General features: G+C 50.6%; 10 protein-coding genes. 3 read left to right on the forward strand and 7 right to left on the reverse strand.

Features of this window, described 5'->3' with window-relative positions; all coding sequences use genetic code 11:
• Window positions 1-544: 544 nt before the first annotated feature.
• Window positions 545-1867: an N-acetylmuramoyl-L-alanine amidase gene (locus F463_RS0102115; protein ID WP_018985393.1), complete on the reverse strand. Its 1323-nt coding sequence runs from the start codon at window positions 1865-1867 to the stop codon at window positions 545-547.
• Window positions 1858-2316 carry a tRNA (adenosine(37)-N6)-threonylcarbamoyltransferase complex ATPase subunit type 1 TsaE gene (gene tsaE, locus F463_RS0102120; RefSeq protein WP_018985394.1) on the reverse strand — a complete coding sequence of 153 codons (459 nt, stop codon included), beginning with the start codon at window positions 2314-2316 and terminating at the stop codon, window positions 1858-1860. Before tsaE ends, F463_RS0102115 begins: the two co-directional genes overlap by 10 nt.
• On the opposite strand from tsaE, the gene queG reads away from it, so the two are divergent.
• Complete coding sequence (queG, locus tag F463_RS0102125) at window positions 2315-3415, forward strand: tRNA epoxyqueuosine(34) reductase QueG (protein WP_018985395.1); 1101 nt, start codon at window positions 2315-2317, stop codon at window positions 3413-3415. The two genes, tsaE and queG, sit on opposite strands and share 2 nt — an antisense overlap.
• Here the strand turns inward: queG and F463_RS0102130 are convergent.
• The 4 genes from F463_RS0102130 to glgC are packed head-to-tail and all read right to left on the reverse strand — an operon-like array spanning window position 3412 to window position 8888.
• Window positions 3412-4341, reverse strand: coding sequence for an ROK family protein (locus F463_RS0102130; RefSeq protein ID WP_018985396.1), 930 nt, complete (start codon window positions 4339-4341; stop codon window positions 3412-3414). The genes queG and F463_RS0102130 overlap by 4 nt on opposite strands.
• Entirely contained in the window at window positions 4334-5788 is a 1455-nt protein-coding gene (malQ, locus tag F463_RS0102135) for a 4-alpha-glucanotransferase (protein WP_018985397.1), read from the reverse strand. Before malQ ends, F463_RS0102130 begins: the two co-directional genes overlap by 8 nt.
• Window positions 5789-5819: 31 nt before the next feature.
• Window positions 5820-7526 carry a glycoside hydrolase family 57 protein gene (locus F463_RS0102140; protein ID WP_018985398.1) on the reverse strand — a complete coding sequence of 569 codons (1707 nt, stop codon included), beginning with the start codon at window positions 7524-7526 and terminating at the stop codon, window positions 5820-5822.
• Window positions 7527-7565: 39 nt separating this feature from the next.
• A complete protein-coding gene (gene glgC / locus F463_RS0102145; RefSeq protein WP_018985399.1) occupies window positions 7566-8888 on the reverse strand; it encodes a glucose-1-phosphate adenylyltransferase in 1323 nt (440 codons plus the stop codon).
• A gap of 215 nt (window positions 8889-9103) precedes the next feature.
• On the opposite strand from glgC, the gene glgB reads away from it, so the two are divergent.
• The gene (gene glgB / locus F463_RS0102150; protein ID WP_018985400.1) at window positions 9104-11323 is read left to right on the forward strand and encodes a 1,4-alpha-glucan branching protein GlgB; all 2220 of its coding nucleotides are present in this window, start codon (window positions 9104-9106) and stop codon (window positions 11321-11323) included.
• A 125-nt stretch (window positions 11324-11448) separates the two neighbouring features.
• Entirely contained in the window at window positions 11449-13101 is a 1653-nt protein-coding gene (gene pgi, locus F463_RS0102155) for a glucose-6-phosphate isomerase (protein ID WP_018985401.1), read from the forward strand.
• Window positions 13102-13158: 57 nt separating this feature from the next.
• Here pgi and F463_RS0102160 read toward each other — a convergent pair whose 3' ends face one another.
• Complete coding sequence (locus tag F463_RS0102160; protein ID WP_018985402.1) at window positions 13159-13797, reverse strand: response regulator; 639 nt, start codon at window positions 13795-13797, stop codon at window positions 13159-13161.
• Window positions 13798-13860: the final 63 nt, after the last annotated feature.

Here is a 13860-nt window from a genome sequence, read left to right on the forward strand (position 1 = left end):
CTTCCGCTTGTTTCCTGCGTTGCTCGTCAGCGTGGGCGGCCAACGAAACTCGCCCTAGTGGCTTGCACACTGCGCAAGCCACCGCGGATCTCGGACAGCCGCTGGCCGACACCTCCCACGCCGACTGCGCTACTCGGCGCGGCAGATAGGGGCCCGAAAACCCATGAGCGCCACCGTTGGCGTATTGAATAAAAGAATTATTTTTTGAACGGTCCAAACTTCTACGCTCGTAGTTTGGCGAGACAAATCCCATTCCATCACGCTGAGTAGCGGAAACAAAGTAAGGGAGAAGGGAGCGACTGTTTGAATCCCGCAGCAGCTCGCGTTTTATGTGAGCTGCCAGGTTGAGTTTCGTGACCGACTTATTTTGTTGAGCAACGCAAGGGAGCCGAAGGCCTTGATGGCTGGGAGCCCTCTTCTTTGGTTACTTTCTGTGGGGCAAGCAACAGAAAGTAACTCGCCTAAGGGCGAAAAAGAAAATACCTAAGGACTAAACAAGCTGCTTTAACCAAAAGAATTATGTTTCTAGAGCAGTCTTAAAAAACTACTTTTTAGCAAACGAAGGATTTGTCGCTACATACGACTTCACCCCCGACAGAATCGCATTCACCAATTTATCCTGGTAAGCATCATCATTCAACCTGGCTTCTTCCTCAGGATTACTGATAAACGCTGTTTCTACCAGGATTGATGGAATATCCGGTGATTTCAACACAGCAAACGCCGCCTGTTCCACATACTTGGAATGTAGCGTATTAATCTTGGCAATGCGCCCCAGCACGGCTTTACCCATGCGGATACTGTCATGAATCGTCGCCGTTTGCGATAAGTCCAGCAACGTACGCGCCAGGTCCATATCGCGTGTATCAATCGCCACGCCGCCAATCAAGTCCACCGCGTTTTCCTTTTTCGCCAGGTAACGGGCACTGGCGCTGGTGGCACCGCGTTCAGACAAGGCAAACACTGAGGAACCCTTGGCGGTGCTGTTGACGAACGAGTCAGCGTGAATCGAAATAAACAGGTCAGCCTTGGCGGCACGGGCTTTTTTCACACGGTCACCCAGCGGCACAAAATAATCCCCATCGCGAATCAGGATGGCCTGCATATTGTCTTCAGCATCAATCTGCTGCTTGAGTTTGCGTGCAATCGCCAAGGTGATATTTTTTTCATGACTGCCTTTTGAGCCTCTTGCGCCTGGGTCTTCGCCGCCATGTCCAGCGTCCACCGCAATGGTAATGATTTTCTGGCCTGGCCTGGCCTGTTTGGGTTTATCCACAACGGCCGGTTTGTCAACGGTTTTTTCGGCACCCGTATTGGCCGCTGGCGCCTCTGTTGCAGAATCTTTGTTCGCCACCGAGGCCGCTTCAGGCTTTTCGTCACTGTTGACTGTAGGCACATCCTGCAACTGTTTCGAAGGCATCAATACGGGGTTAGCAACTGCAGGATCTGTATTGCCTATGGCTGGCGCAATCGTGATTGCCAGCCGTTGTTGCGAGCTGCCTGCGTTCATGTCTGTGACCAGAGGTTTGATCTCAGACTTGATATCGAACACCACACGGGTGGTATGCTCGGTAAACGGCGCAATGCGGATTTTGGACAGGTAGGGATGCTGGGCATCCAATTGCGGTGGCAGGGCCTTCAGTGTGGGACTGATGGCAACATCGTCCATGTCTATGACCACACGGAATGGATTATCCAGCGTAAACACGCGGTATTTAATAGACTGGTCAACCAGCAACTCCAGTTGCACCTGATTGCCGTGCTGTTGCAGATTGGCCAGAATCACTTCTGCGGCTTCTGCAAAACTGCTTATGGATAGCAAGGCTGTCAGCAGCCACACCTTAAAAATCTCTCGAGTTACTGGCATAGTTCTTCCAACGCCAGCGGATGCTGACTAGTGATATGCAGCACGCGTCCGTGCGGCAAAATATCAAACCGGATTTCGATATCTGCGTGAGGCAACACCTGTTCGGCGCGTTCTGGCCACTCTACCAGGCAGATACTGTTTGAATTAAAGTAATCCCTGAAACCGGCAGCTTCCCATTCCTCGGCATCCTGAAACCGGTAAAGGTCAAAATGGTAACATGAAGCAAGAGGCAGGATGTAAGGCTCAACGATGGTATAGGTTGGGCTTTTAACCTTGCCAACATGCCCTAGCGCATGCAGAATGCCACGCACCAACGTGGTTTTGCCAGCGCCCAGATCGCCATGCAGGTAAATCACCTGGCCTGGTTTCAATTGAGTCGCCAATACCTCTGCTGCATGCACAGTCGCTGCTTCGTCTTTTAAAATCTGTGTAGAATACGTTTCTGTCATGTCACATCAATCACATCCCGCCCCTATCCAGTTACCAGACCAGACAGTTGCTGCACATATGGCAGCAACCATCAAAAACTGGGCGCGGGAATTGGGGTTTGGCAGCATAGGTATTACCGATACCGACCTTTCTGCCGCCGAGCCGGAATTTTTAGAATGGCTCGCCAAACAATACCACGGCGACATGGATTATATGGCAAAACATGGTACCAAGCGAAGCCGCCCGGCAGAATTGGTGCCCGGGACCTTGCGGGTCATCTCGGTGAACCTGAATTATTTGCCTGACAATGCGGCTGATGGCTGGCAGGTGCTGGAAAACCCGGACAAGGCCTATGTGGCCCGCTATGCCCTGGGGCGAGACTACCACAAGGTCATGCGGCAAAAACTGCAGCAACTGTGTACCCGTATTACTGAGAAATTTGGTCAGTTTGAATACCGGGTATTTGCCGATAGCGCCCCTGTGCTCGAAGTTGCGCTGGCAACCAAAGCAGGCGTAGGCTGGCGAGGCAAGCATACGTTATTGCTTAACCGCCAGCAGGGATCATGGTTTTTTCTGGGGGAGATTTACACCAACCTGCCGCTGCCTGTAGACTCCCCCACCACGGCGCATTGTGGCAGCTGTTCGGCCTGTATAGACATCTGCCCTACCCGCGCGATTGTCGCGCCATACGAACTGGACGCCAGGCGCTGTATTTCCTACCTGACCATAGAACACAAAAGCAGTATTCCTCTGGAATTACGGCCATTGATTGGTAATCGTGTCTATGGTTGCGATGATTGCCAGCTGATCTGCCCTTGGAACAAATTTGCTGTCAAAACCCAGGAAAATGATTTTGCCGTCAGGCATGGCCTGGATAGCAACGACCTGGTAGATTGTTTCGCCTGGACAGAAGCAGAGTTTCAGCAACGCATGGCCGGTAGCGCCATTTACCGGATTGGTTATTACCAGTGGTTGCGCAATGTGGCGGTGGGGCTAGGTAATGCCCCTAGCTCGCCAGCCGTGATTGCCGCCTTAACCGCGCGGCAAGACGATGATAACGAACTGGTGCGTGAGCATGTTGCCTGGGCATTGGCCCAGCATCAGCAACACCGTGCTTAAGCAGCTAGCAACGCAGCACCCAGCATGCCGGCGATATCGCCCGTGCTTGATACATGCACCTTGATTTTGCCACGAAGTACCGGAATCAAATCGTGTTCCAGCCGTTGCTCAAATGCAGCCTGTAATAATGGCCATGCAGCCACTACACCGCCGCCAATCAACACATTTTCGATATCAATCACTTTGAGTACGCTCGCCAGCATTTGCGCCAGCTTACTGCCCGCATCTGCATAGACTGCCTGTGCATGCCGATCACCACTTTCGGCAGCCCGCGCGATATCCAGCGCAGTCATTGTTTGGCCTGTGAGGTCAGCATACGCCCGGCTGATGCCGGTCGCGGAAGCATACTGTTCTACGCAGCCCTGATTCCCGCAGCCGCATAAACGGCCATCAGGCACCACAATAATATGCCCTGCTTCCAGTGCATAACCATGCTGCCCGGCCCAGACGCTACCATTCACCACCAGCCCCGCTCCCACACCAGTCCCCAGGCCGACATACAGCAAGCCGCCAACAGGTTGCGACAACTGGCAGAATTCTCCATAGGCAGCTGCATTGGCATCATTTTCTACTCGTACAGGCAAACCAAGCAACTTACCGAGATCATGACCCAGATTGACATCCCGCAGACCTGGCAAGTTGGGCGACTGTGCCAACACGCCTGTGTGTGGATCTATAAATCCCGGAAAGCCTATGCCGATTGCCTGAATGCCGGCATATTTATCCAGCAACGGCCGGATAGCATCAGCCGTGACCTGCAAAATGGTTTGCCATGCCAATGCTGGCGCAAACTCCTTGCAAATGGCAGAGTAGTTAGCCCGAAAACGCGTTTCTTCAACCAAGGTAAGGCCAGAAAAAACGCCAAGACGCAGATTGGTGCCGCCGACATCCAGCCCCAGGCGATATACCGCGCTTGCTTCAGACATGGAGACGGCCGCTTTCTTCTACCAGGTGCCGGAAAGATTGCTTTTTTTCATCGGTCAGTTGAGACCACTGCATGCGCCAACGCCAGTTACCCTCAGTGGTACCAGGCATATTCATGCGTGACTGGCTATCAAGCGCCAAAATGTCCTGTATAGGGACGATCGCCAGCCGGGCAATACTATTGAATGTGAGTTGTATTAATGCGTTAGGCATATCAGGATGTTCTTGTTTTAAATAGTAATGCAGATGGTTGCGCACATGTTCCGGCGCAGCCTGATACCAACCCAGCGTTGTATCGTTATCATGGGTACCAGTATAAGCCACACTGTTTTCTTCGATATTCTCTGGCAGGTAGGGATTATCTTCACCACCGCCAAAGGCAAATTGCAGAATTTTCATGCCGGGTAAATCAAAGGCATGACGTAACGCATCCACATCGGCAGTAATAATACCCAAATCTTCAGCGACCAGGCTGAGTTGTGGGTAGGCTTGTCTGATAGCCTGTAATAATGCGTGACCAGGCGCTTCTTGCCAGGCGCCGCTCATGGCTGTCGGTTCATGGGCGGGGATTTCCCAGGCTGCTTGCAAGCCACGGAAATGGTCTATGCGCAATACATCAAATAGCTGCGACTGGATATCGATACGGCCCAGCCACCATGAAAATCCATCCGCCTGCATGGCTTGCCAGTCATAGTGCGGGTTTCCCCAGCGCTGGCCTGTTTCGGAAAAGTAGTCTGGCGGTACGCCTGCGACGACGGTCATATTCAGGTCAGCATCCAGTTTAAACCAGTCAGGATGCGCCCATACATCGGCACTATCATAAGCCACAAAAATCGGGATATCACCAAACAACTGAATGCCCCGCTGGTTGGCATACACTTTAAGTTGCGCCCATTGCTGGAAAAACACATATTGGGTGAACTTAATCAAGGTCAATTTTTCCTGATTGGCCACGCTATAGGCTTGCAATGCCTGATGGTCATGCATGCGATAGGCCTGTGGCCAGCTATGCCAGCTTTGATGGTCATGTTGTTCTCGCAGGCATAGGAACAAAGCAAAGTCTTCCAGCCAGTATTGTTGCGTCTGGCAAAAACGGGCGAAGCCGGGCCATGTAAGACCATCTAAATTGGCAGGCAGCCCGCCGCCAGACTGTACGCGAAACATGACTTTTGTCATCAGCGACGGCAATGGCATCGTGACTTCATTCGGCAGACACAAGCCATCCTTGAGGAGTTGCCTGGCACTGATCATGCCGCTATGGCCAGCATGTGCGGAGACACTTTGGTAAGGCGACTGGTCATCATGCGGCTGATTGACTGGCAAGGTTTGCCAAACAGACACGCCCATCTCGACCAATGTGTCTACAAAACGATAGGCATCCGGTCCAAGATTGCCCTCGGGTAATGAGGTGATGTGCATCAACACACCCGCTTGTCTAGCTTGTGTCATGTGATTGGCATTCAGATAAAATTAAAACTGGTCAGGATTGCCCACGGCGCATGGTGCCTGCGTTTTCGGCATCACCGCCACCCAAGCTAATGGGCTGAGACAGGTGATTGGGCGGCGTCAACCCGAGCAAATGATAGAGATTGCTCAGGTTACGACGGTATAACTGGTCAAAACTTTGGACACTCTGCGCATTGTTGTAATCGCCAAACCACCAAAACCAGTCTGAACCTTCGCACAAGGCTAACTGTTGCTGGCATTTTTCCTTGGCATCGGCAGACAACTCATGCACATGCTGGTCATATTGGCGCTTGGCTTCACATAACAAATCCCAGGCGCGGTTTTTTGCTGGTTCACCTATCCAGGTGCTAAACGTGCCATAGACCCAGCTACCGGCACAGATGTCATTTAACAGTGTTGGCTCAGGCAATTGCTGTGTGTGCTGCATGGTCAGAATGTCACTAAACGTTGTCATCTGGATATTAGGATGATGGGCGAGCGCCTGATAAAGTTCCTGCAGGAAGTAATAGCCGTTGTAAGGATAATATTCCCAGGCATTTTCGCCATCCAGAATCACGCTCACAACTGGCGTTTTATCCTCACTATTGGCCAGGATGGTTTCCAGCGACTGCACGAAATCATTCACGGCCTCACTGGCGTATTGCTTGGAGTATTCAAAGCCAATTTTGTCTGATAACTGGTCATCACGGAAAAAGCAGACGATATCCTGTTGGCCATTGGTAATTTTGTAAGGTTGGTAGAGATATTGTTGAGCGTGCTCATGCGGCAGGGCTAGCTTGCGCAAGCTGTTGGCTAGTACACCCTGCCCCGTCGCAGCCCACGCAATACCCTGTTCGGCGAGTAGAGAAAGCGCAGCATGCGAGACTGCGCCTTCAGCTGGCCACATCCCGGTAGCCTTTTGACCAAATACTTTTTCATGGTAAAGCTGGGCTGCTTCCACATGCGAAATGGCGCGTGTGTAGCCATCCGGGTAGGTCGCTGCCTGAGGAAGAGGCGCTTTAGGCGTCGCATCCTGCGCACTTTTCAAGTCTATTAACAGTGGCAGTATCGGATGATAATAGGGGGTCGTCGACATTTCGATCTGGCCTTTTGACAGCAATGCCTGGTAGCGCGGCAAAATACCCTGCAAGGTTTCACTGATCACCCCCAGCAATGCCAGCCGGTCTTCAAACGTAAATAAAACCCCTTTTTGCATCAGAGCCTGCACGGTTTTATTCTTGCGCCGCAAGCCTTCGCCCGTCCAGGCCAGGTGATACCAAACCAGTAAATCGGCCTTGTATTGGGCAGAAAGGTAATGAAACTGGCCATTTTGCATCAGCGGTGCAATCAGCTCATACAACTTCAACAAACGCTGGTAATGCGGAAACGGGCTCAGCATTTTTTCATGATGCGCCTTGAAGCAGCTATCGACGATGAGCTGGCACTCAGTATCGGAAATATGATCAAGATCAGGGTTGCCCAGCAAGTGGAGCAAAGGATCGCGCCACACACCGCTGCGCGCCTGTTCAGCATAATCATGCAATTGTTCAACCAGAATTGGGACAAAGTTGAACGTCACCCTGGCGGCAGAAATCTGCTCCAGGTGATAGGCCATGTCGCTATAATCCTTGAGCGCATGCAGATAGGTCCAGGGCAATACATAATCCCCGGTCACAAGATCGCGGTAATCAGGTTGATGCATGTGCCAATACAGGTTTAACAACAATTTTTTATCGGACATTCCTCAACCTCTTTTCCATATTACCTATTCATGTTGATGTTATTTCACACGATACAAATCCTGTCCCAGCATATCTGGCGTCACCAGTACGATGCCTTTTTCAGACACATAAAAACGCTTCCTGTCTCTGTCGAGGTCTACGCCAATCTGCATGCCAGCAGGTATTTCGCAACCACGGTCGATGACTGCATTCCGCATGACTACCCCTTCATTGATCCTGACTTTAGGCAGGACCACGGCGCCATCCAGGTCAGAGTAGTCTGCGACATGCACTCCAGAAAACAAGACAGAGTTAGACACGCAAGAACCACTGATCAGGCAGCCGCCAGACACTAACGAGTCTGTGGCTTTACCGGTACGGCCTTCATCCTTAAAGACAAACTTGGCTGGCGGAAGTTGCTCCTGGTAAGTCCAGATCGGCCACTCACTGTCATACAGGTTCAGCTCGGGGATGACTTTGGTGAGCTCCATATTGGCCTCCCAGTATGCATCTATGGTGCCAACATCGCGCCAGTAATAGTTATCACTTTGTGCACCTACGCAACTATCGGTAAAGCGATGGGCTTGTACGCGGTATTTCTTGATGATGTAGGGAATAATGTCCTGGCCAAAATCGTGGTTGGACTTGCGATCATAGGCATCCCGGATCAGTTGCTCATACAAAAACTTGGCATTGAATACATAAATGCCCATGCTGGCAAAAGCCACCTCAGGATTGTTGGGCGTGGGCTTAGGCTGTGCCGGTTTTTCGTCAAAAGCGATGACGCGGTCAGTCCCATCCACCTCAAGGACACCAAACCCTTTTGCATCTTCCAGCGGCACATTGATGCAGGCAATCGTCATATCGGCATTGCTGCGGGCATGCGTCGCCAGCATTTTCCCGTAGTCCATTTTATAAATATGGTCGCCTGCCAGCACTAGAATGTATTCACCGCCATTCTCGCGCAACAGGTCTATATTCTGGTATACGGCATCTGCCGTACCTTTGTACCATTCTTCGCCCAAACGCTGCTGTGCCGGGATGATGTTGACATACTCATTGAACTCACCACGCAAAAACCCCCAGCCTCGTTGTACGTGCTGGATCAGGCTCTGGGCCTTGTATTGCGTCGCAACATTAATACGGCGGATACCGGAGTTAATGCAATTAGATAATGGAAAATCGATAATGCGGAATTTACCGCCAAACTGTACAGCCGGCTTCGCACGCCAGTCTGTCAGGTTCTTCAAGCGGCTACCACGGCCACCGGCCAGGATAATGGCCACGGTATTCTTAGTCAGGTTACTGATAAACCGGTCCGAAGGACGTTCTTGTCGCCGGTTAACTTTTCGACGTTCGACAAACTCTGCAGCTTGGGACATGATGCTATTTCCTGTTTTACTGATCCTGAAAATCAGCCCGCAGTCAGACTAGCGATGTAGGTGAAGCAGAGAAGGTACAACGCTGGAGAGCAGCAGGTCTGGCACTCACAGTCTGCATGATAATTCGGGTAAAGACAACGAAATTTCAAACACAAATGACGTAACTCTTAACTTTTTTTGATAGGATTGAGGCTAGTCAAAAGGACATTGCTCGCATGACAGCCAAACCTACAGTCGTCACCTCCCCTACAGACACCCTGCACCTGCAACGTATTTTGGACGCCACCCACCACAATCCTTTCGAGTATTTGGGCGTGCATACAGAAAGCCAGCAAGGGCCATGGCACGTCCGCGTCTTCTTGCCACACGCCGAAAGTATCTACGTGAAGGCTGATCAGGACTGGCAAGAAATGACCTTGGCACATCAGCAGGGACTGTTTCTTTATACTTCGGTAATGCCTTTAACTGGTCCGATGGCCTTGAAAATTCGCCTGCGAGGTCAAAAAACCAGCTACGAGACATTCGACGCCTACAGCTTTGGCAGCACCTTATCTAAGGACGACCTGCATTTGTTTGGCGAAGGTCGCTTATACGAAGCCTATAACACACTGGGCGCAATCCCGATGACCATCAATGGTGTTGCTGGCGTGCGCTTTGCCGTCTGGGCACCTAATGCAGAGCGTGTCAGCGTGGTTGGTAGTTTTAACCAATGGGATGGACGAGTACATGCCATGCGCGTGCTGGGCAGTAGCGGCGTGTGGGAGCTGTTTATACCGCAGTTGACCGAACACGATCTATACAAATTTGAGATACGCAACCGCGAGCACGGTCACATCATGCTCAAGGCCGACCCGTATGGCAAAGCCTTTGAAGCCAGGCCCGGAACGGCCAACCGCATCTGTCAGAGTCGCCATGTCTGGCAAGATGAATCCTGGTTGCAACAACGTCAACAACATGATTGGCTACATGCACCATTCAATTGTTATGAAGTGCATTTGGGCAGCTGGCAACGCGACCAGAACGGACATTTTCTGGATTACCGGACGATGGCTGACGTCTTGATTCCGCATTTGGTCGATATGGGCTATACCCATATAGAGTTGTTGCCCGTGTCCGAACACCCACTCAATGAATCCTGGGGATACCAGGTCACAGGCTACTTTGCACCTACCCAGCGCTATGGCAGCCCTGATGACTTGAAGTATTTTATTGATCGTTGCCATGCCGCCAATATCGGTGTGATTCTGGACTGGGTGCCTGGCCATTTCCCCAAAGATGACTGGGCTCTGGCACGGTTCGATGGCACCGCTTTGTATGAGCATGCAGATCCCAGATTGGGTGAGCATATGGACTGGGGCACTTATATTTTCAACTATGGCCGCAATGAAGTCCGTAATTTCTTATTAAGCAACGCTTACTACTGGCTCAAAGAATTCCATATTGACGGACTACGCGTGGACGCGGTCGCATCCATGCTTTACCTTGACTACTCCCGCAAAGACGGTGAATGGCTGCCCAATGCTTACGGTGGACGTGAGAATCTGGATGTAATCGAATTCCTCAAACAGCTCAATCTAATGGTCGGTGAGCGCTTTCCTGGCGCACTCACCATTGCGGAAGAGTCCACGGCCTGGCCGGCCGTCTCCCGTCCAGTGTATGCGGGCGGACTCGGTTTCAGCATGAAATGGAACATGGGCTGGATGAATGATGTCCTTACCTATATGCAACTGGATCCGATTTACCGCCAATACCATCATAATCGCCTGACGTTTGGGCAGATGTATGCGTATTCCGAAAACTTTGTATTACCCTTCTCTCATGATGAAGTCGTACACGGAAAACGGTCATTACTGGACAAAATGCCAGGGGATATCTGGCAAAAGTTTTCCAACCTGCGTCTGCTACAGACCATGCAGATGACCATGCCAGGCAAAAAACTCAATTTTATGGGTAACGAATTTGGCCAGCACCGTGAATGGAGCGTCAACCAAAGCCTGGACTGGCACCTGCTGGAAGAAACAAACCCAGAGCATGCATTACACAGAGGGATTCAATCGCTCAGCCGCGACCTCAATCGGCTTTACCGCCAGCAGCCTGCGCTGCATGTGCATGATTTTGACATTCGAGGCTTCCAGTGGATAGACTGTGAAGATGCCGGGCAGTCAATATTGAGCTACATCAGACGCGGCAATGAGCATAGTTTTGTTATAATAGTGTTGAATTTCACACCAGTACCGCGCCATCAATATCGTTTGGGCGTACCGCAACCGGGTTACTACAAAGAAGTGTTTAACAGTGACGCCGCTTGTTATGGTGGCAGCGATCTAGGCAATGGTCACGGCTGTCAGAGCGACGCTATTCCCTGGATGAACAATCCTGTCTCCATCAGCCTGGATTTGCCCCCACTGGCAGGTGTCATACTTCAGTTACAATAACTGGTTACACTGTATGCGGCATGTAAACTGGTAGTAAAGATATTGCTATGCAAGACATGGCCGGACCATGTGCTTGCAAGCCCCCAAAAATTAATTGACTTGAAAAACGATAGCAACAACATAACATGGCAAAATTAACCACACACCCGAGCTGGCACGCGCTGAACCAGCATCAAATTGAAATGCGCAATGTTCAAATGCGCGACCTGTTCAAACAAAACCCGAAACGATTTGAAGAGTTCAGCCTCACCGTAGAAGATGTCCTGCTTGACTACTCCAAACACCGCATTACAAAAGAAACCTTAGCACACCTGTTTCAACTGGCGCGTGACTCCAATATTGAGCACTGGCGCAGCCGCATGTTCAGCGGTGAAAAAATCAATATCACCGAAAATCGCGCCGTACTGCATACCGCACTACGCAACCGTAGCAACACACCTGTGTATGTCGATGGCAAGGATGTGATGCCAGAAGTGAATGCGGTTCTCGCACAAATGCGTAGCTTTACTGAGCAGGTGCGTAGCGGTCAGTGGACTGGTTACACTGGCAAGCGAATTACCGATATCGTGAATATTGGTATCGGCGGCTCCGATTTGGGGCCTGTCATGGCTTGCGATGCCTTGAAACCTTACGCCAGTCCGGATTTAAAAGCGCATTTTGTTTCCAACATTGATGGTGCGCACCTGATGCGTGTACTGGAAACCTGTCATCCGGAAACTACCCTGTTTATTGTGGCGTCGAAAACATTCACCACGCAGGAAACCATGACCAACGCCCACTCCGCGCGCCGCTGGTTCCTAAACGCAGCCCAGCAAGACCAACATGTGGCCAAACATTTTGTGGCTTTATCCACCAATGCCAAAGCGGTACAGGCATTCGGCATAGATACCAACAACATGTTTGCTTTCTGGGACTGGGTGGGTGGCCGTTACTCCTTGTGGTCAGCCATCGGTTTATCGATCGCATTGTATGTGGGCATGGACAACTTTGAACAAATGTTGGCTGGTGGACACGCCATGGACCAGCACTTCCAGACTGCGCCGTTGGAACAGAACATGCCTGTTATCATGGCATTGCTCGGCATCTGGTATAACAACTTCTTCCATGTGGATACTCACGCGATCTTGCCTTACGACCAGGGGATGTCTCGTTTTGCAGCTTATTTGCAGCAAGCCGATATGGAAAGTAACGGTAAATTCATTTGCCGTGACGGCAGCCGCGTCAGCTATAAAACTGGACCAGTCATCTGGGGTGAAGCTGGCACCAACGGTCAGCACGCATTCTATCAGCTGATACATCAGGGTACGCAAATGGTGCCCGCTGATTTCCTGATGCCAGCTAATAGCCATTACAAAGTAGGTAGCCCGGATGACCAGCACCACAAAATCCTGCTGGCCAATTTCCTGGCTCAAACACAGGCATTGATGCTGGGTAAGACCCGTGAAGAAGCGCGTGCAGAACTCGAAAAACAGGGACTGAGTGGCGAAGCACTGGAAGACTTGTTACCGCACAAAGTATTCGAAGGTAACCGTCCTACGACCTCCATCCTGTTCAAACAGCTGACCCCTTATACCCTGGGCAAGCTGATTGCCCTGTATGAGCACAAGATTTTTGTGCAGGGTATTATCTGGGACATCAACAGTTACGACCAATGGGGTGTGGAATACGGCAAGCAAATCGCCAGCCAAATCTTGCCACAATTGAATACACCAGAAGCGGTGACAGGGTTTGACAGCTCAACCAACGGCTTAATCAATTACGCGAAGAAAATATCGTAAGAAATTGATTTAAAATAAAAAGCCTCTATTGAGGCTTTTTTATTTTTCCGCTGATGGTTAAACCAGTTGATTCTTGATCGCATAATGCGTGATATCCGCATTGTGTTTGAGATGCATCTTTTCAAGCAGACGCGTACGGTACATACTGACTGTTTTGACTGATAAAGCAAGCTTATCGGCTATTTCACTCACAGACAGGCCAGAAGCGATCATTCGCATGACCTGAAACTCCCGATCTGACAATATCTCATGTGGGGCAATATTGTGGTCCGTCCCCACCTGTTCTGCCAAAATTTCTGCGACGTTAGGTGTGATGTATTTCTTGCCTTTCGCCAAGGTATGAATCGCTGTCAGCAACTCTTCTGACGCGGTATGTTTGCATAAATAGCCTGATGCCCCGGAACGGATAGAGCGCACGGCATATTGCTCCTCCATATACATGGATAACATCAGGATATTGAGCGCAGCATTTTCGCGTTTAATCAGTTTGAGTGCCTCAATGCCGGTTTTATCAGGCAAGGAGATATCCAGCAACATGACATCAGCGCTCAACTCTCGCACGCACCTGATTGCCTGCGCCACATTTTCCGCCTCGCCTACCACTTCAATATCACCACTGGCGATCAATATTTGTTTGATCCCAGAACGTAAAATGGCATGGTCATCAACAATAATGACTCTAATTTTAGTATCCAAGCTGTTTCCTCAATATTTGCCAATGTAAAATTGGTCTTCTAAATTTATTGTAAAACGCTACGG

It is taken from the genome of Methylophilus methylotrophus DSM 46235 = ATCC 53528 (assembly GCF_000378225.1).
Taxonomy (GTDB): domain Bacteria; phylum Pseudomonadota; class Gammaproteobacteria; order Burkholderiales; family Methylophilaceae; genus Methylophilus; species Methylophilus methylotrophus.